Below are 22960 nucleotides of genomic sequence, written 5' to 3'. Positions count from 1 at the left end.
GCGTTGTCGGGCCATGCTGCTCCAGTTCTTCACGGCCCTGCGCGAGGCGAAGGTCCCCGTCACCCTCAAGGAGTATCTCGTCCTGCTGGGCGCGATGGAGCGCGACCTGCCGGGCAAGAGCGTCGAGGAATTCTACTTCCTCTCGCGCACGGCCCTGGTGAAGGACGAGACGCATCTCGACCGGTTCGACCGGGTGTTCGGCACCGTGTTCAAGGGGCTCGAGACCGTCGGCGAGGCGGTGGAGGCCGTGCCGATCCCCGAGGAATGGCTGCGCAAGCTCGCGGAGAAGTACCTCACCGATGAGGAGAAGGCGCAGCTTCAGGCGCTCGGCTGGGACAAGCTGTTCGAGACGCTGAAGCAGCGCCTCGCCGAGCAGAAGGGCCGCCACCAGGGCGGCTCGAAATGGATCGGCACCGGGGGCACCTCTCCGTTCGGCGCCTATGGCTACAATCCCGAAGGCATCCGCATCGGGCAGGACGGCAACCGCAACTTCCGTGCGGTGAAGGTCTGGGACCGGCGCGACTTTCGTGACCTCGATGACGATGCCGAGATCGGGGCCCGCACCATGCGGCTTGCGCTACGGCGCCTGCGCCGCTTCGCCCGGACCGGGGCGGCGGACGAGCTCGACCTCGACGGCACGATCCGGGCGAGCGCCCGCCAGGGCTATATCGACGTGAAGATGCGCCCCGAGCGGCGCAACGCCGTGAAGGTGCTGCTCTTCCTCGATGTCGGCGGTTCGATGGACTGGCATATCGAGCAGGCGCAGGCGCTGTTCTCCGCCGCCCGGTCGGAGTTCAAGCACCTCGTGCATTTCTACTTCCACAATTGCGTCTACGAGGGCGTCTGGACCGAGAATGCGCGGCGGCACCAGGCGCGCACGCCGCTCATCGACGTCATCCGCACCTATGGCAGCGATTATCGCCTCGTCTTCGTCGGGGACGCGTCCATGAGCCCCTACGAGATCGCCGTGCCCGGCGGCTCCGTGGAGCATTGGAACGAGGAGCCGGGCGCCGCCTGGCTCGGGCGGCTGCTCGACCACTTCCACAAGGCGGCGTGGCTCAACCCCGTGCCCGAAACCCATTGGGGCTACACGCAGTCGATCGGAATGGTGCAGCGCCTGATGGCGGGCCGCATGTTCCCGCTCACCCTCGAAGGGCTCGATGCCGCCGCCCGCGCACTGGTGCGCTGAGCCTTACGCGCCGTCATTGCTTCGCTGACGCACGCAATGACGAGGGAGACGCCAGCTACCCCTGCTGGGCCGGGGTCGCGACCTTGAGGCCGTCGAGTTCCGGCGAGATCTTGATCTGACAGGACAGGCGGGAATTCTCGCGCACGTCGGTGGCGAAATCGAGCATGTCCTGCTCCATGTCCTGCGCCTTGCCGACCACATCGATCCAGGCATCGTCCACGTAGACGTGGCAGGTGGCGCAGGCGCAGGCGCCACCGCATTCGGCATCGATGCCGGGCACGTTGTTGCGCAGAGCCGTCTCCATCACGGTGGCGCCGACGCTGCCCTCGACGGTGCGTTCCGTCCCGGCGTGATCGACGTAGGTGATCTTGGGCATGCTCTAGGCTCCTCGTGCGCGCCGGGTCGCAGGGCGGCTCGTCGCGCGGCGGTGACTGATTGGAGGCTCGCAAGGCGGAAAGCAAGCGGATCGAGGCCCGCAAACGCCACAGCGCGGAGCGACTTTTCGAAGCCTCAGGCCTCGATCTCGGCGAGCGCGGCCCGCATCGCCCCGGCCAGAGCCGCGACGGCGGCCTCGGCGCCCGCCTCCCCCGCGCACAATCCGGCTTCCGCCTCCCCGGCGAGGCGCTGCACCCGCAGGGCGCCGAGACCGGCCGCCGCGCCGCGGATCGTATGGGCGATGTCGGCGCGTCCGGCCGCACCGAGAGAGGGATCGGTCAGGGCGGGCAGGAGGCGGCGGCACTCGCCCGCGAACAGCGCCAGCACCTCGCGGGCCAGCGCGTCATCGCCGCCGGTCTGCGTTTCGAGGATGTCGCGGTCGATTTCTGCCATCGGTGACCCCGCAATCCACATCGTATCGCCCGCGACGGGCTCCCCCTCGCCTCGCGCTCGGGCTCCGTCCCTGGCAGTGTGGCTGCGCCCGCGGACCGGTCTCGGTAACCATTCGGTTAATGTTACCTGGGGGCGGTCCACCCCGCTCCTTCCGGGGCAGGGTGCCGGAGCTTAGGCTCGGGTGGTAAACGGGAAGTTGCGTCTTCGGCGTGCAAGCGCCGGACCCGTGCGTGTGAGGCGTTCTATGGCGACGGACAAGAAGCTGAAGGACCCGGCCGAGGCCGCCCTCTCAGCCATCGAGCAGGCGCTGAGCCTCGACGCCCTGATGCGCGACGGCGGCGCCCGGTCGGAGCCGCGTCTGCCCGATGTGGGCGATGCCGATCCCCTGTCCGACGGTGGTCGCGATGCGTCCGGCCGCCTGCCTCCGCCGCGCCTCGACATCGAGCGTCCGCCGGGCGGCCCGCAGCCGCTGATGCAGGATCCGCCGCTCGCCTCCGACCTGCCCTCCCCCGATCTCGACCGGCCCCGCCGCGAAGGCGGTCTGCTGCCGCCCGATCGCTCGCTGGTGGCCAACGACGACCGGCGCAACATCGGCATCCTGCAGCAGACCCTGCGGGTGCGCCCCTCGCGCAAGCCCTACATCGTCGCCTCCGTCATCGGCCTCGCCTGGATCGCGGGCCTGCTCGGCGTCGCCTGGACCCAATCGGGCGGCGATCTCGCGGGCTTCGTCGCGGGTCTCCCGCCGCTCCAGGCCATGGGCGCCGTCTCGGCCCTGCTCGGCCCGGTGATCCTGTTTGTCGTCGTGGCGATGCTTGCCGTGCGCGCCCAGGAGATGCGCCTCGTCGCCCGCGCGGTGGGCGAGGTCGCGGTGCGCCTCGCGGAGCCTGAGGGCTTCTCGACCGATGCCGTTCTGACCATGTCGCAGACCGTGCGCCGCGAGGTGGCGGCGGTGGGCGACGGCGTGGAGCGCGCCCTGGCCCGTGCGGGCGAACTCGAGACCCTGGTGCGGGGCGAGATCGCCACCCTGGAGCGCGCCTATTCCGACAACGAGATCCGCATCCGCTCTCTGGTCGATGAGCTGGTCGCCCAGCGCGAAGCCATCGTCACGAACGCCGAGCGCGTGCGCGGCGCCATCGCGGGCACGCACCAGAACCTGACGCAGGAGCTCGACGGCGCGGCCCAGCGCATCGTGGCGGCCCTGGACGGCGCGGGCGAGCGCGTCACCGGCGCCCTGGATTCCCGCAGCGCGATCATCACCTCCTCCCTCGGCGAGGTGGGCGAGCGCGTCACCGGCCTGATGAGCGAGCGCGGCGACACGCTGATCGAGCGCCTGTCGCAGACGGGTTCGGGCGTGCGCGAGAGCCTTGAGGGCGTCAGCGCCGAACTGGTCCGCACCTTCGAGAGCCGCACGGTGGAACTCACCGGCTCGTTCGAGGCCACGGGGCAGGCCCTCACCGGGCGGCTCGCCGAGAGCGCGGGCCGTGTCGCGCAGACCCTGGCCGCAGCCGGGGCCGAGGTCGGCGCCACCATCGAGCGCCAGGGCCAGGCGGTGCGGGAGAGCTTCGAGCGCTCCACCACCGGGCTGGAGACCGCCTTCCTGACGCGCGGCACCGAGCTGACCGAGCGTTTCGCCGCCACGGGCGCCGAGATCACCGGCCGCTTCGCCGAGGTCGGCACCGCCTTCACGCAGGATCTGTCGGGCCGGGGCACGGCGCTGCGCACCGAGATCGAGACGGCGGGCCGCGACATCGTCGGCGCCATCGCCCAGAGCGGGAAGACCGCGCAGGACACCCTCGCCCAGGCGGCGGACGGGGCTGCGGCGACGCTCGCCGACCGCGCCCTCGCGATGCGTGACGACCTCGTCGGCGCCGCCGAGCGGATCAGCGAAGAGGTGTCCGGACGCGGCGGCGAACTCGCCACGCGGATGGAAGGTATCGTCTCCCGCCTGCATGAGACCATCGCGGTCGAGGGCTCGGGCCTGGAAAACCGCCTGGAGGCGGCGGCCGAGCGCGCGAGCGGCCTCGTCGCGGGCCGCACGCGGGAAGCCGCCGAGGGGCTGGAAGCCGCCTTCGCCGCTCTCGGCCGGGGCTTCGAGTCCGGCGCAGGCGATGCCGTCCGCAGCCTGCGCACCAGCGTCGAGCACCTATCCGGCGAGATCGACGGCCGCGCCAGCGAGGCCGCCGAGGCCATCCGCGCGGCAGCCGCCACGGCGGGCGAAGCGGCGCAGACCCGCGTCGCCGAGGCTGCGAACCGCCTCACCGAGAGCCTCGGCACGCTGCGCACCGCCTCCGCCGAGGTGACGGGCGCCATCGAGGCCGAATCCGCCATCCTGCTCACCCGCTTCCGTGAGGCCGCCGAGCGGGCGACCGAGGAGCTGGGCTCGCGCGGCGCCGCCGCCGTCGCGGAACTGCGCACCGCCCTCGAAGGGCTCGACCGCGAACTCGCCGCCCGCACCACCGCCACGACCGGTGCCCTGGAGCGCGCCGCCGCGCAGGTCGCCTCCGACCTGTCGAGCCGTTTGGGCGAGATCGAAGCCACCTTCGGCGCCCATGGGCGCGACGTGGCGGACCTGCTCTCCACCCATGCCGAGGAGACCCACGCCCGCATCGCCGGGACCGGCCGCGACATCGTGCTGGCCGTGGCCAACCAGGGCGCTCGCATCGCCGACAGCCTCGGGCGCACCGGCGACACCTTCGCCGAGACCGCCGACGGGCGCGTCAAGGTCATCGAGGAGGTGCTCGGCAGCCGCCTCGCCGCCCTGCAGGAGACCATCGCGCGCGGCGACATCCTGGCCGACCGGATCGGCCGGGACACGGCGGCCCTCGGCCAGACCGTGGGCCAGCAGCTCGATGAGGTCACGCGTCTCATCAGCGACCGTGGCCAGGCCGTCGCGGAGACAATCGCCGGGCAGGCCCGTGAAGCGGGTAGCCTGATCGAGACCCATCTCGGCACCCTGGAAGAGCGGTCCTCGCGTCATGCGGACGAGGTGGCCCGCCGCGCGGCCAGCCTCGCCGAGACCGTGGCCGGGCTCGTGGGTGAGGCGGGCACCGTCATCGAGACCAAGTTCGGCTCTCTGGAAGAACGCTCCGCCCGTCAGGCGGACGAGGCGGCCCAGCGCGCCGCTGCCCTGGCCGAACGCGTGGCCGCCCTCGTCAGCGAGGCGGGCGACGTCATCGAGACCAAGCTCGGCTCCCTGGAAGAGCGCTCCGCCCGTCAGGCGGACGAGGCGACCCGCCGCGCCGCCGCCCTGGCCGAGACCGTCACCGCCCTCGTGGGCGAGGCTGGCACCATCATCGAGAGCCGGTTCGGCTCACTGGAAGAGCGCTCCGCCCGTCAGGCGGACGAGGCGACCCGCCGCGCCGCCGCCCTGGCCGAGACCGTCACCGCCCTCGTGGGCGAGGCTGGCAACGTGATCGAGAGCCGGTTCGGCTCCCTGGAAGAGCGCTCCGCCCGCCACGCGGACGAGGCGGCTCGCCGGGCCGCCACTCTGGCCGAGACGGTTGCCGCCCTCGTCGGCGAGGCTGGCAACGTGATCGAGAGCCGGTTCGGCTCCCTGGAAGAGCGCTCCGCCCGCCACGCGGACGAGGCGGCTCGCCGGGCCGCTGCCCTAGCTGAGACGGTTGCCGCCCTTGTCGGCGAGACCGGCACCCTGATCGAGACCAAGCTCGGCGCCCTGGAAGACCGCTCCGCGCGTCATACCGCCGAGGTCGCGCAACGCACCGCCGAGATGACCGAAGCTCTGGCCGGTCTCGTCGGTGAGGTCGAGGGCAAGTTCGGCACCCATGCCGACGCCCTGAAGGAAGCGCTCGCCGCCCGCGCGGGTGAGATGGCCCGCCTCGTCGATGAAGGCAGCCGCAGCTTCGCCGAGGCCGTTGATGCCCGTCTGGCCTCGGCCTCCCGCGACTTCGAGATCCGCTCCGCCGGGTTCGGCGAGGAGATCGAGCGTCGCACCGCCGAGATCGCCCGCGCCCTGGATTCCGGTGCCGAGCGCTTCGACGGCACCGTGCTGCGCCGCCTGGAAGAGATCAGCGCGACGCTGGAAGAACGCGCCCGCCTCGTGGACGAGAGCTTCGGATCGCAGGCCTTCGAGGCGATCCGCCTGATCGAGGCGCGTACTCGGGCCGTCGATGCCGAACTGACCCAGCGCACCCAGGACCTCGTGGAGGCGATCGAGTCCCGCACGGGCGGGCTCGACGCGGCCATGGGCGAGCGCATCGCCGCCCTGACCGGAGCGGTCGAGGCGCATACCCGCAACCTCGATGAGTCCCTCGCGGCTCGTGCCGAGGACATCGCCCGCCTCGTGGGCGAGCGCGCCGATGCCGCCGACGCCGCCCTGACGGCCCGGACGGAGGATGTCCGCGCCGCCTTCGCCGAGCGCTCCGGCCTGCTCGGCCGCCTGATCGACGAGCGCACCGAGGCCATGTCGCGGGAGCTGGACGAGAAGGGCCGCGCCGTGTTCGGCGTCATCGGCAACCGCATCACCGAACTCGCCCGCCTGTTCGACAGCGGAAGCACCTCGCTCGCCGAACTCATCGACAATCGCGGCGAGGGCGTGCTCGCCAAGCTGCAGCAGACCATCGCCGATGCCGAGCGGATGCTCGAGGAGGGCGAGGGCCGCCTCGGCCATACGCTCGCGAGCCGCACGGGCGACATCAGCGCCCTGCTCGATGAGGGCGTGCGCACCGTGCACGGGCTGCTCGACGAGCGGACCACGCAGGTGCGCACCATGCTCGATGGCCATGCGCGCACCCTGGTCGAGACCCTGGACGGTCGTACCGGCCCGCTCAGCGAGGCCCTGGACGGTCGCGGTCGCGAACTCGTCACGGCGCTGGAAGGCGCGCTCGTCGGTGCCGCCGGGGCGCTGGAGAGCCGCACCGAAGCGCTGGGGAGCCTATTCGACTCCCGCCTCGGCCGCCTGGAAGATCTGGTCGAGGGCCGAGGCAACCGCCTCGCCGAGACCCTGGACGCCCGCGCCGAGGGCCTGCGCACCCTGTTCGAGGAGGCGCACGCCACCCTCGACGCCGCGGTCGAGGGCGGCAGCGGTCGCTTCGCCGCCTCGGTCGATGAGCGGCTTCAGACGCTCCGCGTGCTGCTCGAGGAGGCCCCGGCCGCCGTGGCGGCCCTGGTCGAGACGCGCGAGCGCCAACTCGCCGCCACCCTCGACAGCAGGACACAGCGCCTGCGCGCCCTGTTCGAAGAGGCGCAGGACGGTCTGCGCGACCTCGTGGAAACCCGTGGTGGCGACATCGCCCAGACGATCGCCACTCAGACCGACGAGCTGCGCGGCATCCTCAACGCGGCCCCGGCCGGTGTCGCCGACCTGTTCGACGCCCGTCTCACCGCCCTGCAATCCACCTTCGATGAGGCCCGCGCGGCCATCGACGGCCTGCTGGAATCCCGCAGCCGCGGCCTGATCGAGGCGGCCGACGACCGTGTCGGCGCCCTGACCGAGACGTTCGAGACGCGCCTGCGCGAGCTCGACGGAGTGGTCGAGGGCCGTACCCAGGATCTGACCCGCGCGGTCGATACCCGGGCGGATGCCTTCACCCAGCGGATCGACAGCCGGATCCAGCGCTTCGCCAACCTCGTGGGCCAGCGCGCCGACGCCCTTGCCTCGGCCTTCGACGAGCGTCACGACGCCTTCGCGGGCCTCATCGAGGAGCGCACCGCCGGGCTCGGCGCGGCGCTCGACGAGCGCGCCCGCGCCCATGCCGAGCAGGTCGAGGCGCACACGGCTGCCCTGGCGGCGACGCTGGCCGCCCGCGAGGCGGCGCTCGCCGCCCTCATCGACCAGCGCGCCGAGGCGATGGGGATCGGCTTCGAGCGTCGGGCGAACGCCCTCGGCTCCCTGGTGGATGCCCGTGGCGAAGCCCTGGCCCGTCGTCTGGCCGAGAGCGCCGAGACCCTGGTGCGGGCGATCGAGGAACGGGGCGGTGCCCTGCTCGAGAGCCTCAACACCAGCGGCGAGACCGTCGGTGGCGAGTTGGAAGGCCATGTCGCGCGCTTCCGCGCCGCCGTGGATGGCCCGATGCGCGACCTCGCCGATGCCCTGTCCGACCGGGCGGGCACGATCGAGCGGGTCCTGGAGGAGACCGGCCTGCCGCTCGCCGAGACCCTGCGCACCAACACCGAGCGTCTTGCGGTGCAGACCCGCGCCTCGGCCGACATCCTCCGCGCGGCGGTGGATGAGGGCGCGGCCCGGACACTCGCCGATCTCGCGGAGACGAACGAGCGGCTCACCAGCGAGCTGGGCGGCGTGATCGTGCGGGTCGAGAGCGCCAACGCAGCCCTGTCGGGCCTCGTGGCGGGCGCCGACTCGCATCTCGGCTCCATCGAGCGGAACCTCTCGGGCCGCCTGTCGCAGATCCGCACCGAACTGGAGCGGGTCGCCGCCGAGACCAACCGCGCCGGGACCGATGTGTCGGCTCAGGTCGCGGCCCTGCGCGAAGCCTCCGAGGGGGCCCTGCGCGAGGCGACCGGCCTTGCCCAGAGCCTCGACGGCGCGGCCAGCTCCCTCGACGCGGTCGAGACGCGGCTCTCCTCGGCGCTCGCCGAGCGGGAACGCGCCCTCAATACGGCGCTGGAGGAGTTCGAGGTCCGTGCCGAGACCCTGGAATTGCGCGGCTCGGCTTTCTCCGGGCAGATCGACAAGGTCTTGCGCGATGCCGAGAACCGGGCGCGGTCGCTGACCGAGACCCTCGCCCGCTCAGCCGAGAGCGCGGGCGCGCAGGTCACGGGGGCCTTCGCGGGGCTCAAGGACGATGCCGGTGCCGAGGCCGAGAAGGCCGCCGCCGGTGTGCGTGAGGCCCTCGACGCGGCCTCCCGCGAAATGCGCGAAGGACTGGAAGAGGCGCAGGCCCGCTTCGGCGAGTCGGTGACGAACCTGCGCGAGATGGCCGCCTCGATCCGGAGCGAACTCGAATCGACCCGCGCCGACCTCGCCCGTGGCGTCCTCGAACTGCCGCGCGAGACGCAGGATGCGGCGGGCGAGATGCGCCGGGTGGTGTCGGATCAGATCAAGGCCCTCAACGAGTTGTCGGCCCTGGTCGCCCGCACCGGCCGCTCGGTGGATGTAGCTCAGCCGATGGCGCAGCCGCAGCGCCGCACCGCCGAGGGCGGAAGCCGCGCCGTCGCCGCGCCGCCGGTCCCTGCCCCGGCTCCGGCTGCTGCGGCTCCCGCGCCGGTCGCGCAGGCGCCCGTCGCGGCGGCTCCGAGCCCGGCTCCGGTTCAGACGCCGGCTCCCGCCCCCGCGCCCCGGCCGACCCCGGCCCGTACGGAAACGCGGACCGTGACGCCGCGCCCCGCCACTCCGGCGGCCACGGCGGCAGGCAACAACAAGCGGGGTTGGCTCTCCGACCTTCTCACCCGCGCCTCGCTGGACGAGGACGAGGAGAACCCGGCCGCGCCCGCCGCTCCGGCAGCATCCAGCCCTGCCCCGGCCGCCCCAGCCCGCGAGTCCCGGAGCACGACGGCTTCCGCCGCCCCTGCCCCGCGCAACGGGAAGGCCGCCGCCGCCGAGACCGGCCGGATCGCCCTCGACACGATCTCGACCGACATCGCGCGGATGATCGAGCACCGGACGGCGGTCGATCTGTGGGAACGCTACCGCCGGGGCGAGCCGAATCTGTTCACGCCGCGCATCTACACGGCGCAGGGACAGTCGACCTTCACCGAGATCCAGCGGCGCTACCGCTCGGATCAGGAGTTCCGCCGCAGCGTCGATCGCTACGTCAGCGAGTTCGAGCGCCTGCTCGGCGACGTGGTCAAGAACGACCCCGACGCCAAGCGCACCGATGCCTACCTCACCTCCGAGACGGGCAAGGTCTACACGATGCTGGCCCATGCCAGCGGGCGGTTCGAGGGGGCGTAGCCACGCGTGCTTCGCTCCCGGCGTTGAAGCCGAGGTTCTGGTGAGGTTCTGAATGCCCCCGCTGCTTTCTGAGGAGCGGGGGCGGCCTCGACTCAAACGATGTCCGGACGGACTGCTCGGCGTGCAGCGGCCTGCGACCCTAGCCCAATCGGACGGCAATCCGGGCGCTCTCGCTGAGCGTGAGGGATTTGTCCGTTAGACAGCCATCAATGCTGCATTTACCACGGTCACCCGTTTCAAATAGCTTAATCACTTTGATGATACGGAAAACGGCACAATAAATTTCGGGCTCGTAATGCCATGAAAGCCAGCATGCCGGATATGCCCTCGATCGAAGATCACGCCGCCCTGCTGCATCGCCATCTCATCTCGATCTCGGAGACGATCGCACGAACGCGTCAGGAGATCGCCGAGCTGCATCAGGAGCAGGAAGCCGGTCGCGCCTGCGACGAGCTCAACGCCGTTGTCCAAGGCACCGAGCACGCGACCAACACCATCCTCACTGCGTCCGAGACCGTCGACACCCTCGCCCGCCGACTGGCGCGGAACACCCTGGATCAGGCGACCAAGGACGACGCCGAGGCGATCCAGGCGCAGATGCAGACGATCTTCGAAGCGTGCAATTTCCAAGATCTGACTGGCCAGCGAATTTCCAAGGTCGTGCGAACCGTCGGCTTCGTGGAGGAGCGTGTCGCCGAGATGCTCCGCCTGTGGTCCGGTTCGGTCTCCAGCGCGGCTCAGGCGTCTTCGACGCGATCCAAGCCGGCCCGGCACGTCGATCAGGACGGGCTCCTCAATGGCCCGGCGTTACCCGGAACAGCGGCGGTCTCACAGGACGCCGTCGATGCGCTGTTCGATTGAGGTGAGATCTCGGCGCCGGTCGCACCAACCGGTGGCCCTTGCCGTCCTCCCCCGCTTTCCGTCGCACGCCTGAGAAGTGTCATGAACGGGCCTGCGCATCATCAGACAAGCTGGCGTCGCTCCGCCCGAATCTGGGTCGGGCTGGGCATCGTTGTCCCCGTGGGGATGGTCGCGGTTTGCTCCGCGATGCTGCTCCAATTGCGGTGGGATGCGTGGGATAAGGCCGAACAGACTTCGAAGAACCTGATTCAGGTGATCGAGCGTGATATCGACCGCAACATCGAGATCATCGACGTCGCACTACAGAATGTCGTCGACAACTTGAGGGCGTACGACCTCGAGGCCATGAGCCCGAATCGCCGCCAGAGCTTCCTGTTCGACCGGGCGGTCAACGCCAAAGACCTCAACGCACTGCTCGTGCTCGATCAATACGGCAACAGCATCTACGATGCCGCCAGCTGGCCGCCGCGCCGCTACAACAATGCCGATCGACCCTACTTCCAGGCCCATAAGGCCGATCCGAATCTCGGGCTGGGTGTCAGCGGACCGATCCTGTCGCGTTCGGTGGGAAGGCCTGTTCTCATCCTGAGCCGGCGGACCGGAATGCCCGGAGGCTCCTTTGAGGGCGTCGTGCTGGGCAGCCTGTCGTTGACCTACTTCGACCGGCTGTTCCACGACATCCAACTCGGCCAGGCCGGTACGATCAATCTCTTCCTCAATGACGGGACGCGGATCCTGCGCTACCCGCAGCCTGATTCCGGCCCCCCGCCCAACTTCTCAGACGCGCCGAACTTCCAGCGCTTTCTCCACGAGGGGCGCGGTCGTTTCGTCGCTACGACGCAGTCGGATGGGATCGAGCGTCTCTATACGTTCACCCGTGTCGGCAATCTGCCGTTGATCCTCAACGTCGCTCTCTCCAGCGAGGAAATCGAGGCCGAGTGGCGCGCCAAAGCCTTGGTCATCGGGCTGATCGTGTTCGCCCTGTGCGGACTCACCGTCGGGCTCTCGTTCCTCGTGGCCTCCGAGCTCGAACGGCGCAACGCGGCTGAGGCCGAGTTGGCAATGCTGTCTGGCACGGACGCCCTCACCGCCCTGCCGAACCGGCGTGCCTTCGAAGCGGCCTTCGCACAGGCCTGGGATCAGGCCCGTCGGTCCGGCGGCACCATCGCTCTCCTCGTCATCGATGCCGACCACTTCAAGCGCTACAACGACCGCCACGGCCACGCTGGGGGCGATCGTGTGCTGAAGGCCCTCGCCCGCGCCCTAGCCTCTTGCACCGACCGGCCGGGCGACTTAGTCGCGCGGGTCGGCGGCGAGGAGTTCGTCGTGCTTCTGCCCGGCGCCGAAGCCGAGGGCGCCGCCCGCGCGGCGGAGAGGGGGCACGCTGCCGTCGCCAATCTCGTCGTCGAAAGCGACGGCGTCGATATGGGACGGGTTACAGTCAGCATCGGGCTCGCTTTCTGTATGCCCCGGCGAGGCGGCTCCCCCGATGATCTGTTTCGCTTGGCCGATGCGGCCCTCTACGAGGCGAAGTCGACCGGTCGCAACCGGACCTGCTATGCGGTGATGGATGGTCCCCACGCTGGAGATCGAGCGCCATCCTCTGACGCTGCCCAGCCTGCATCGGCATCGCTCGCGGCTTAGAGCGCCTTCTGCCACCCCTGGATTGCTTCGCTGCGCTCGCACTGACGACGAGGCGAAATGATCCAAGCTGAACCGCAATGGCTTCGGTGAGAGTCCTTCGGGGCGCGAGGCCTCGAGGGGTTCAGGCTGCGGCGCTGAGATGGCTCTGGGAGATGATGAACCCGGCCACTTCGGCGGCGGGAATCGGCCTGCTCAGCAGGTAGCCCTGCACTTCGGAGAAGCCGCTCGCCCGGAGCCGGGTCAGTTGCTCCTCCGTCTCGACGCCCTCGGCCGTCGTGGTGATCTTCAGGCTGCGGCCGAGTTCGGCCACGACATGGACGATCGCAGCGGCCTCGTCGCGGTCCAAGAGGTTCCGGACGAAGGACTGGTCCAGCTTGATCTTGTCGAAGCGGAAGCTGTTGAGAGAGCTGAGGGACGAGTAGCCGGTGCCGAAGTCATCCATGGAGAACCGCACGCCGAGGCGGCGGAGCTCGGTCAACATCTGGTAGGTGGCTTGATCCTGGCTGAGGATCACGGATTCCGTAATCTCGAGTTCAAGGCGCTGGCTCGGCAGCCTCGTCTCTTGCAGCACCTCCTCCACGATCCGGTGGATGTTGCCATCCCGGAATTGGATCGGCGAGATGTTGACCGCCACACGAAGCGATCCAGGCCAGCTCATTGCGGCCGCACAGGCGGTCCGGAGGACGAAGACCCCAAGGGCATCGATCAGGCCGGTGGCTTCGGCGACAGGCACGAACTCGCCGGGCGAGATCATGCCGCGTTCGGGGTGGCGCCAGCGGGCCAGTGCCTCGAACCCCGTCACCGTGTTGGTCGCGAGCGCGAACAGCGGCTGGTAGTGAAGCTCGATCTGCCCATTCGCGATGGCGATGCGCAGCTCACGCTCGATCCAGCGCCGGTGATGCTGACGCTCTTCCATCTCGGGCTCGAAGGCGCGCACCCGCCGACCGCCCTCGGCTTTGGCGACGTAGAGCGCGAGATCGGCGCGGCGGAGCAGGTCCTCGCCGTCCGAGTCGGTCTCAGCCGAAACCGCGATCCCGAGGCTCGCATCGGCCGAGACGAACTGATCGGCGATGAAGAACGGACGCCGGAGCTGGGTCAGAGCCTCCTCCGCGAACCTCAATGCACCGTCGGAAAGGTCCGAGCCGGACAGCACGATCGCGAACTCGTCGCCGCCAAGGCGCGCGACCGTTTTGCCGGGTGAACTCAGGGCGGTCAGCCGGGCGCCGACCTGACGCAGCAGGTCGTCGCCCGCAGGGTGGCCGAGTGTGTCGTTCACGCCCTTGAAGTCATCGAGGTCAATGCAGATCACCGCGGCGGCGCGGCCACCTTCGACATACTCCGAGAACGCCTCGCCCAGGCGCTCGGTCAGCAGCGCGCGGTTCGGCAGGCCCGTCAGGGCGTCGTGAGTGGCGAGGTGCGTGATGCGCGCCTGCGCAATGACGCTCGTGGTGACGTCCTCGTGCGTCTCGACCCAGCCTCCATCCGCCATCGCTTGAACGGTGATTTCGATGTGGCGCCCGTCGGCGAGGGTCGCCGTCGTGACGCGGCCTTGTGCGCCCCCCCTGCCCCGGACCGGCAGATGGCCAAGTCCCGCCAGGAACCAGACATCGGAATGGGTGAGCGCCGGCGCGAGAGCCTCCGCGTCGATCCCGTAGATGTGCAGGAACTGTTCGTTCGACACCTTGAGGTGTCCGTTTGCGCCGTACATGCACAGACCCTGAGACATGTTGTTCAGGGCCGCATCGAACCGCTCGTTCTGCTCCTGAAGCTGGGCCTCGCGTTCCGTCAGGATCTGATTCTTGGCGAAGACGTCGTCGCGCAACTGGTCCCGCTCGGCGAGGGAGTGCTCCAGAACCACGACCGCGCGGGCGATGTCGCCGACCTCGTCCTCGCGCCGGACATCCGGCACCGTGACGTGCCAGTTGCCCCGCGCGACTTCGGCGACCGTCCGGGTGATCCGCACCAGCGGGCGCGTGATGTGGCTCGACAGGAACAGGAGGACGATCGCCACGAGGCAAAGAGTCAGGCCCGCGACGACGCAGAGGGTCGTGAGCAAGGAGCGGGAACTCGCCTCGCCGATGCCGACGACCTTGTTCTTGATCTGCTCCAACTCCTGGAGGGGCGCCGCGACGCATAGCCGGGTCTCTTGCGCCGCCGGAATGCAGCGAGCGACCTTCTCGGTGCCGACGATGGCCTGAAGGCCCGAGGTCGAGGCGACGCCGAGCGTGGCGTCGGGCATCTCGGCACCCGCTGACGACAGAAGGCGGGAGCCCGCGAGAATGAAGACATCGCGCCCGCTCAACGCGTTGAAGGCCGTCAAGATCTCCTCCCGCGGGCGGAGCATCCGATAGCCGACCAGGCCGCCGATCACCTCGCCGAATTCGTCGAACAGCGGCTGACCGAAAACATCGACGAAAGAGCCGGTTTCGTTCGCGGCGAGCGCTCCGGCCACGGTGCCATCCCAGCGCAGCGACATCATGAAGCCCGTCGAACGCTCCCGATCGTTCCGGGCAATGATCGCCCGCAGCGCGGCTGCCAGGGGCGTCCGGCCGATCGCGGTATTGGCCGCGAGCAGGTCCGCCTCGACCCGGTCGGCGGTGAGGGCCCGCAGGTTCTGGTCGAAGGCGATGACGCCATCGAGATCCGCGAGCGCCAGAGCGGGCCGCATCAGCTCGGAGGCCGCGACGGTGTTTCCGGAGAACACGGCCGTGGACACGTCCCAGCGTTTGGCGATCGTGGCGAAGCGCCGTTCCACATCCTCGCGCTGCATCTGCAGCCGCGCCGCAGCGAGCTTCGCGTCACTGAGAAGGCGGCCCGAGAGCTGCGTTTCCGACCAGTGCGAGATCTCCTGGGCCTGCTCGCTCAAGGTCTGCCCTGAGCGCAAAGCCACCAGAAACACGAGGGCCGCGAGGGCGATCGCGGTCGTCGAGAGCGTCGCACCGACGAGGCGCGCGCGGAGGGACCGTGAGAATGGATTATGGGTCACGGCCTGAGCGGTGCGCCGCCCCGCTCCTCCAGTAAGCGTTTCGCGCGGTCGGAGGTCGCGAAGGCGAGGAAATCCGCGGCTGCGGCGTCCCGCGTGTTGTCCTTGTAGATGAGCGCCAGAGTCACCGCGCTGGGATAGGCGGGGTTGTTCGGCGCATGGCCGTCGATCGAAAGGACCGTGAGGTCTGCGGAGAGCGCAGGCGAGAACGGTCCGAAGCCGATCGCCCCCGGATTCTGGCGCACGGTCTCGACGGCATCCTGGGTCGTCGTCGCGGTCTTCGAGCGGCTGGTCAGGACGAGATCCCGCCAGCCGGGCATGCTCGACCGGAGAACCGCCAGGGTGCTGTCGGTATCCTCGCGGCGAACGACGCGGATCTTCAGGTCGGGCCCACCGACCGCATTCCAGTTGTCGATCGTACCCGCGAAGATCGCCGTCACCTGAGCGCTCGACAACTCTGTCACGCCGATGCCGCGATGCAGGAAGATCGCGGAGGGAATGCGGGTCAGGGGCACCTCAACGAGGCCCTGCCCTTTCTCCGCCACGGTGAGCGGGCGGGCGACGCGCCCGAGCTTCTGTCGCTCGCCACCCACGGCCGCAACCGCACCACCCGACCCGATGCTCGGCGGGATCGTCACATGCGCAAGCCCGCCCTCATTGTAGGCCGTCGCCACAGCCTGCAGCATCTCGATGCCATCGCCCGTGCCGACGATGGTGAGGTCTTCCGCCCACGCTCCGAAGGACAGCGTGAAGTAGACCAGGGATACCAGGGGCAGTGCGCGCAGATTGACGAATGCTGAGGCCATGGCCGCAGCTTGCGACCCAATAATTAAATGTATGTCACCGAAGAAGCCGACAATGATCTGTGGTTTATGACTCTTTAGGTCAAAGGCTGGCTTTTCGGAGTCTGAGGACCGGAGACCCGTTGAAGCAGGCGCTGAATGAAATTCAGTTCTCCCGGTAGCTTTGCCGTTTCGGCACGGGCGGCCGAGTAGAACGGATCGGCGTAGCAGGTCGCCCCCGCCGCGGCAGCGATGAATTGAACCGCCGCGACCATCTCAGATCCCCCGGCCGTGATGACTGTATCCGTCGGTGCCAGAAATGGGAGATGCTGCGTCGGTCGACCGGGGCGCGCGTCCTCCGGTGGGTTCGCGCCGCTACAGGTCAGGATCGTCGTCGCCCCTCTGTCGCGCAGCCACTCCAGGGCTGGGCGCATGTAGAGGTTGTGTGCGTGACGCGCTCCGGCCACGACCACCAAGTCGCGTTCCGGTTCACGCAGGCGACTCGCTCGCGCCACAGCCCAGGCTGGCGCGAAGCCCACCCCGGCCGCGACCACCACGAGGCGCCCCCGTCCGAGCCGGTGGAAGGCATGGCCGAAGGGACCTTCGACCTTCACATCGGATCCGGCGCCGATTCGCTCGCCCAGTCGCGACGAGACCGCACCGCCGTTGAGTCGGCGGATCTGAAAGATCAGCTCGTTGAGTTCACCTGATCCGTCCGTGCGAAGGGTCGGGCTGTAGTCCCGCGGCGGACAGCCTGGGAAGGTGACGCGGACGTATTGCCCCGGCAGGGAGGCAAGCGGCTTGCGCAGCCGCACCGTGACCTCGACGATGTCGGGGGTCAGGGGGACCACGCTCCCGACCGTTCCGCTGCGCCGGACGGTGTCTGGCACCTCATCGAACTCGATGACGGTCTCGGTCATGAGACGCGCCCGACAGGCGAGCACCGTGTCACCGACCCGCGTGCCCGCGTCGTCCACGGTGCCGGAATAGACCCTCACGCGGCAGGTGTCGCATTGTCCGGTGGCGCAATCGTGCGGGATTGCGCGACCGCTGGCGAGACCGGCTTCGAGCAAGGTCTGCCCGGCGCGTGCCGCGACGCGCCGACCGTTGATGACGAGGGAAACCGATCCGGCCATGGGGGCTGTTCCGCTTCAGCGCAGCAGAACTTCGACCGGCCGCATGTGCCGGGTGTGCCGCGTCTGCGTGTGATCGAAGGCCGAGACGTACAGGTAGAAGACGTTGCCGGGCAGGAAGTCCACGTCGTACTTGCTGCCGGTGGCGATCTTGCGCGACGCGACCAGGGTCCAATGGTCATCGGCCCACTTGGCCGCCGCCGTGATCCCCGCCCGGTCGCCGGTATAGCCTTCGGTCAGCAGCACGCCGGGCATGATCGTGCCTACCGGGATCTGCGCGTCGACGTCCTTCGCGTACGGGACTGTCTCGGATGCCTCGACCATCCACCAGACCGCGCCCTCCGAGGCGCTGGCATCCGGATCGAGGTCCACCGTCCCGAGCTTGGCCTTGGTGACCTGCCAGTCCTTGGGGAGCCGCAGCGGTTCGACCGCGCCGGTGTAGCCGCCCGGACCCTCGAAGCGGAAATTGTAGCGATAGGCGCTCGTGCCGGGATCACCCCAGTAGCCCGCCTGATAGCGTCCCTTGACCGCGCGCTCCGCCGCCGTCGGATCGGTCGGGGGCCCGATATGCATGTCCTCGACCACGCCGAGCATGCCGCCCCGTCCCGACTTCCACTGCCACATGTCGATGTAGCTGCCATCGGTGGTGTAGTGGTAGCCACGGCCATTCAGGGGCGCAGGCGCATCGCTGAGCGGCTTGGGACCGAGATGGGTCGAACCGCCGGAGCCGAAGGCGTCGGAACGTGAGAAGATGACCGCGAGCTTATCCTCGTAATAGGCGGTCACGTCGGCCTTCGCGGCGTTCGCGTCGAGGAGGTGCCAGCCGTCCTCGCGCTTGATCATCGGCACGCGCTTCAGCGAGCGTGACGGATCCCACCAGCGGAAGGCGAAGTAGACGGTCTTGTCGTCCCGCACCGCCCGGATCTCGACGTCGGTCTCGCCGGTTCCTCCGAAATTGGCCCCCTGCATCGTGCGAATCGAGACCGGGCGGGCTGTCTTCCAGACGGGATCGCCGAGGAGCTTGCTGAGGTCCGGCCCCGCGGCCACCCGGTCCACGACGAGGGTCGACCGTCCGGCGAAATCCGCCCAGGCAATCCCGCTGACCACCACGACGCCCAGGGCCAGGGCCGCCAGCAGCGGGCGGCGTCGGCGGAGCGCTTCGTCCGCCAGGGGGGCGGGACGGAACAGCCGGAGAAGTTGCCACAGGCCGCCGTACAGGAAGTGAGCCAGGGTATGGACCGCGATGTAGCCGAGCGCCACCAGCGCGCAGGTGGCGTGCAGCCACACCACCCATCCACCGTAGCCCAAGTAAAGCGCGATACCGGTGCCGGTGAGGACGAGGGTGACGGCGTAGATCGCCCAGTGCAGGGCGACGTTGATGCCGCCCCAGCGGGCCTTCCGGGCGGCTTTCGTGCGCCCCCTGACGAAGATGGCACGCAGGCGAGACACGCCGTTCCGGTCCACCAAGCGCCCGCGCACGAGATAGACGAGATACGCGGTGATGCCGAAGAACAGGCTCAGTCCAGCGATGAAGTGAACGGTCCAGACCTCGCCCTGAGGCAGCAGTGGCTCCAGGAACTTGGCCGTTCGGGCCACGGGCGCATCCGCCGAGATCCGCAATCCTGTGATCAGGCTCGCGATCATCGCGACGGCGACGATCCAATGGATGACGATCGTGCCCGTGTCGGAGCGCGGGTGCCGGTCGACGCGTGCGGCCGCCTTCGCCCTTACGTCCGGAACGGATGTCGGCTCCGCTGGTGGATGGGGCACGAGAGCGAATGTATCGGACATACTGGTCACCAAGCCGCTCGCCCGTACCGAACTCAGTACTTAGGTACTTTTGCAACTTATGACTGTCGGCCGGCCCATGCCAAGGTTAAGAATTCGATAATCCGGTGGAATTTTCCGAGCGTGACGAAGCTGCATCGCCGGGCGCCGATTCCCGTCTGGCCGTGAGGACATCAGGCACGATCCCCTCGCGCCTGATGTCCGGCGAAGGCGACGACCCCATGACCGTTTCGGAGGGGTGAGACGTCGGCGGTCTGCCACCGACCGGCAGGGCCTGAAAGCTTAATCCTGTCTGAACCGTCCGGTTCAGCCTGCAGCAGCGGCGCGTCGGCATGCTTCGCCCATCGTCAACGGCGCCGACACGCGCAAGGAGCTTTCCCATGCCCATCATGCCCTGGATCCACGAGGCCCTGTATCTCGGCGGCTTTGCCGGCCTCGTCGTCGTGGCGCGGCAGGCGCTCGTACGGCGCGATCTCAGGCTGTCCGGTTTGCCCGGCCTCGAACGTCTGCGTCGACCGTTCGGACTGGGTGCCGGCTCGCGGGACCGCCCGTGGTTCACATCGGCGCGGACCAGCGGCAACACCGCCTTCGATGCGTGGCGCGACGGCGAGATCAGCCGCATCGAGGAGCAGCGCCGCGCTCTCGAAACCCGTCTCCAAGAATTCGAGGGCTTCGTCGATAAGCTGAAGCGCGCGAAGGATCGTGCGACCTTCGAGCGGTTCGTGGCCGAACATCCCCATGGACGGGGGACGCTGGCCGACAGGGCCCAAACCGCCGGTCATCCCGAACAGCGACTGAGTGAGAACGGTCACGGTTGAGAGTGGATCGCATCGCTGCGCTCGCAGTGACGGCGTCGCGGAGACGCACCTCGCCCGATCTGACCATCGTCATGATCAGGCGAGGCTGCGGTGGTCTACCGGCGCCGCGCCTGGGTTTCATGCACGATCGTCTCGATGAAATTGCGGATCTCGATCTGCCGCTTGTCATCGTCCGTGACTTGGTCGTCCAGGCCGAGACGCCATGCGAGGTCACGGCGCGTGGGCTCGCGGTGGAGTGCCTCGACGAGGTCAGCTTGGTCCTCGACGTCGCGGCGGGACCGCGCCAGCCCGGCGTCCACGAGGTCGTCCGCTTGGCGGCGCAGGGCCCCGGTCACCTCATCCAGTCCGATTTCGGGGTGGTACTGCACGCCCCAGAACGTGCCGCCTTCGAACCGAATCTCCGCGGCCTGCACGAGGGTGGACCGGTTGAACGCGATCAGTGTCGCCCCTTTGGGGAGAGCCTCGACCTCATCCGTGTGGATGCTCGGTGCATCGAAGGCCGCGGGCCGCCCCCGCAGAAGCGGATGGGATCTCCCCATCTCGGTCGGCACGATGCGCCGGGCGAAGCCTGCCTCCGTGCTGCTCTGGTTCGGCCGGACAGTGCCGCCCGCCGCGACCGTGGCGAGCTGCAGGCCTGCACACGACCCGAACGAGGGCGTGCCGGACGCGAAGACGGCCCCCATGAAAGCGATCGACCGTCGGACCTCGGGAGTCTCCTCGTACAAGGACAGGGGTGATCCGCTCAGGAACACGGCGTCGTAATCGGCCAGCGACACACCGGACGGCAGCGCCTCATCCGCATCGGCGGGCTTGACCCGATCGCACGTCGCTCCGGGAGCGAGGCGTTCGAGAATGGCGAGATAGGTCTCCCCAGATGAGCGCCCGACGCTCTCACGCCGTTCCTCCCGGGCGTCCGGCGGCTCGCTCTCGGCTACGAGGAAGCGGAGACCGGATGACGATGACTGCAAGGGTTCGATGCCTTTCCGGTCGGATATCCCTCTAGCGAACCGAAGCGGCCGGGCGGCGTTCCGGGGCGGGCGGTCCTGACGCAGGCCTCGCCCAACGCTCTTCGGGGGCGAAGTCACTCCAAGACCAGCTCAAGCATCTCTGCCTCATCCGCGGTCTAAATGATCGTGTTGTCTCGCCTGATCCCGCGGGTCCTGGAATGGGGCGCGTTATCGAAAGCGGGCAATGTTCAGGAGCGATACGAGGGACGAGGCCACGTAGGTCAGAGCCGCAGCGCGCAACACGGAACGCGCGCCAAGCAGATCGCCAGCGTCGAGGTAGCGGCCCGTTTCCAGGATCGGCAAGGCCCGGCGAAAGCTCGCGTCGAGTTCGACGGGCAGCGTCAGGAGGTGGAGCACCAAGCGTACGCTGAGGAGCGCCAGACCGACCACGACTTGGAGGCCGAGCAGCGCAGGCGACTTGACGACGGCCAGCACGAGGGGCGCCGTCAGCATCACCACGCCGGCCGCAAGCTCGACGCGCCCGACGATCCGGGCGAAGGCCGCCCGCGCCGCGAGGAGCCGGTCACCCGCCGCGTGCTGAAGCGCGTGGGAGACCTCGTGCGCGGCGACTGCGACGGCCGTGATCGAGCGGCCGTCATGATTTTCCGGCGACAGGCGTACGACGTTCGCGATGGGGTCGAAGTGGTCCGCTGGCGCGATCTCGACGGGCACGTGCTGAAGCTGTGCCAGGTCGAGCAAATGGCGGGCAAGTTCGCCGCCGGTCCCAGGCAGATCCGGCCGCTCGGTGGCGTGCCGCGTCATCACCCGGCGCACCCACCATTGGGGGCCGAACACGAGGCCGAACAGAAGGGCGACGCCGAGCGCCAGGAGAAGAGGCATAACCCAGCATGTAGGCGTCCGGCCGGGCCGGTGTAAGCGCGGCCGTTGCCCTCAGGAGGAACGCGGCATCGGACAGAGCCGATCCGGGACGGATCAGGGTCGAACGGCGGGCGTCTCCAGCGTCAGCGGCGCGGCCCGGGTCGCGAGGTAGAGTTCGAGCGCAATGTATTCCGGTGCCCCGTATCCGAACGGCTCGGCCCGCATGCCGGTGAGGCAGTTGCGCAGGCGCCGGTGGAGCGAGCCCAAGCCCTGCCATTCGAGACGGTAGAGCGGATAGCCGGTCGGTTGGCCCTGCGGGATCACTGCCGCGCCGAGGCGGCGGCCCCAATGCTCGTCATGGCAGATCGCGCAGGACAGGCCGAGCTGTCCTTGGCGCGCCCGAAACAACGCGTGACCCGCATTCCGTGCGGGTTCGAGCCGGGGATCGTCGGGAGGTGAGATCGGCAGCCCACGCGATTGCGCGGCGACGAAGGCCGTGAGGGCGAGCAGATCGGGGCTCTCGGAGGCAAGGGGTTCGGCCCCCTGATGCTCGCGGCGGCACGCGTTCACCCGCCCCTGCAGGTCGATGGGCTGTCCTGTCCGCGCGTCCCACGCGGGATAACGTGCCGCGACGCCGCGCATCGTGGACGAGGCCACGCCGTGGCATCCGGTGCAGGCAGGCCCGCCGGAGGGAGGCGCCTTGGTCCAGAGGTCTTCCCCATCCGCGACCGCGAGCATGCCGGGATTGGCCCCGTCGTCCCGCTGCATCGCCTGGATTTCGGGGCTCATCTGGTCGAAGCCCGAGCGCCGCTCGCCCGGTGGAATCGGCTCCGCCCCCGCGAGAGTGTGGGAGAGGAGCAGCCCAACGAGCGCCATCGGCAGCAAGCAGCCCGCAGGGCGCGACAGGGCCGGGCTCAAGCTACGGCGATCGTTGCGGATTCGGTCTGGTCGAAACCGCCGTCGCCGCGCCACGTGAAGCTGAAGCGCCCGCTGCGCGTCGCGACCCAGGTGAAGGTCAGATACGGATTGGCCGCCGAGGCGGGAAACAACTCGGCCCGGAAGATCTCCTCGTCCTCGAAGCGGCAGACGAACTCCGTCACGATGTTGCGCGGCAGGATGCGGCCGTCCGCGCCGGGGCGGAAGCCCGTCTCCATCGGATGCGAGATCAGCGTCTTGATCGTGATCGTGTCGCCGGGCTTGGCGGTCTTGGGCAGGTTGATCAGCGTCCGGGCCATCGG

General features: G+C 69.3%; 15 protein-coding genes. 5 read left to right on the top strand and 10 right to left on the bottom strand.

What is annotated here, in order from left to right:
• Positions 1-13 precede the first annotated feature (13 nt).
• Positions 14-1189: a vWA domain-containing protein gene (locus J4O73_RS13320; protein ID WP_426218015.1), complete on the top strand. Its 1176-nt coding sequence runs from the start codon at positions 14-16 to the stop codon at positions 1187-1189.
• 55 nt (positions 1190-1244) lie between these two features.
• Here the strand turns inward: J4O73_RS13320 and J4O73_RS13315 are convergent, their stop codons facing one another.
• Both J4O73_RS13315 and J4O73_RS13310 read right to left on the bottom strand, forming a co-directional pair.
• Positions 1245-1565 carry a 2Fe-2S iron-sulfur cluster-binding protein gene (locus J4O73_RS13315; RefSeq protein WP_378972443.1) on the bottom strand — a complete coding sequence of 107 codons (321 nt, stop codon included), beginning with the start codon at positions 1563-1565 and terminating at the stop codon, positions 1245-1247.
• Positions 1566-1699: 134 nt separating this feature from the next.
• Entirely contained in the window at positions 1700-2017 is a 318-nt protein-coding gene (locus J4O73_RS13310; RefSeq protein ID WP_426218014.1) for an Hpt domain-containing protein, read from the bottom strand.
• 244 nt (positions 2018-2261) lie between these two features.
• On the opposite strand from J4O73_RS13310, the gene J4O73_RS13305 reads away from it, so the two are divergent.
• From J4O73_RS13305 to J4O73_RS13295, 3 genes are all read left to right on the top strand, one after another.
• A complete protein-coding gene (locus tag J4O73_RS13305) occupies positions 2262-9887 on the top strand; it encodes a hypothetical protein (protein ID WP_426218012.1) in 7626 nt (2541 codons plus the stop codon).
• 312 nt (positions 9888-10199) lie between these two features.
• Positions 10200-10748: a protein phosphatase CheZ gene (locus tag J4O73_RS13300; RefSeq protein ID WP_426218010.1), complete on the top strand. Its 549-nt coding sequence runs from the start codon at positions 10200-10202 to the stop codon at positions 10746-10748.
• A 186-nt stretch (positions 10749-10934) separates the two neighbouring features.
• A complete protein-coding gene (locus J4O73_RS13295; RefSeq protein WP_426218009.1) occupies positions 10935-12392 on the top strand; it encodes a sensor domain-containing diguanylate cyclase in 1458 nt (485 codons plus the stop codon).
• A 121-nt stretch (positions 12393-12513) separates the two neighbouring features.
• On the opposite strand, the gene J4O73_RS13290 is transcribed toward J4O73_RS13295, so the two are convergent.
• The 4 genes from J4O73_RS13290 to J4O73_RS13275 all read right to left on the bottom strand — a co-directional run bounded on the left by J4O73_RS13290 (position 12514) and on the right by J4O73_RS13275 (position 19081).
• Positions 12514-15378, bottom strand: coding sequence for a putative bifunctional diguanylate cyclase/phosphodiesterase (locus tag J4O73_RS13290; RefSeq protein WP_426218007.1), 2865 nt, complete (start codon positions 15376-15378; stop codon positions 12514-12516).
• Positions 15375-16181, bottom strand: a complete 807-nt coding sequence (locus tag J4O73_RS13285; RefSeq protein WP_426218005.1) for a PstS family phosphate ABC transporter substrate-binding protein — start codon at positions 16179-16181, stop codon at positions 15375-15377. Before J4O73_RS13285 ends, J4O73_RS13290 begins: the two co-directional genes overlap by 4 nt.
• A gap of 74 nt (positions 16182-16255) precedes the next feature.
• Positions 16256-17293, bottom strand: coding sequence for a 2Fe-2S iron-sulfur cluster-binding protein (locus tag J4O73_RS13280; RefSeq protein WP_426218003.1), 1038 nt, complete (start codon positions 17291-17293; stop codon positions 16256-16258).
• A 15-nt stretch (positions 17294-17308) separates the two neighbouring features.
• Positions 17309-19081 (bottom strand): ethylbenzene dehydrogenase-related protein, encoded by a 1773-nt coding sequence (locus J4O73_RS13275; RefSeq protein ID WP_426218002.1) that lies wholly within the window; start codon positions 19079-19081, stop codon positions 17309-17311.
• 377 nt (positions 19082-19458) lie between these two features.
• On the opposite strand from J4O73_RS13275, the gene J4O73_RS13270 reads away from it, so the two are divergent.
• Complete coding sequence (locus J4O73_RS13270; protein WP_426218000.1) at positions 19459-19896, top strand: DUF2852 domain-containing protein; 438 nt, start codon at positions 19459-19461, stop codon at positions 19894-19896.
• A 95-nt stretch (positions 19897-19991) separates the two neighbouring features.
• Here J4O73_RS13270 and J4O73_RS13265 read toward each other — a convergent pair whose 3' ends face one another.
• The 4 genes from J4O73_RS13265 to J4O73_RS13250 all read right to left on the bottom strand — a co-directional run bounded on the left by J4O73_RS13265 (position 19992) and on the right by J4O73_RS13250 (position 22957).
• Complete coding sequence (locus J4O73_RS13265) at positions 19992-20864, bottom strand: type 1 glutamine amidotransferase (RefSeq protein ID WP_426217999.1); 873 nt, start codon at positions 20862-20864, stop codon at positions 19992-19994.
• Positions 20865-21071: 207 nt separating this feature from the next.
• Positions 21072-21743 carry a zinc metallopeptidase gene (locus tag J4O73_RS13260; protein ID WP_426217997.1) on the bottom strand — a complete coding sequence of 224 codons (672 nt, stop codon included), beginning with the start codon at positions 21741-21743 and terminating at the stop codon, positions 21072-21074.
• Between the two features lie 93 nt (positions 21744-21836).
• Entirely contained in the window at positions 21837-22598 is a 762-nt protein-coding gene (soxA, locus tag J4O73_RS13255; RefSeq protein ID WP_426217995.1) for a sulfur oxidation c-type cytochrome SoxA, read from the bottom strand.
• 38 nt (positions 22599-22636) lie between these two features.
• Entirely contained in the window at positions 22637-22957 is a 321-nt protein-coding gene (locus J4O73_RS13250; RefSeq protein WP_426217994.1) for a thiosulfate oxidation carrier complex protein SoxZ, read from the bottom strand.
• Positions 22958-22960 lie beyond the last annotated feature (3 nt).

It is taken from the genome of Methylobacterium sp. NFXW15 (genome assembly GCF_049887755.1).
Lineage (GTDB): Bacteria > Pseudomonadota > Alphaproteobacteria > Rhizobiales > Beijerinckiaceae > Methylobacterium.
Note: the sequence above shows the minus strand (reverse complement) of the source record. Positions and strands in the feature narration are given on the sequence as shown.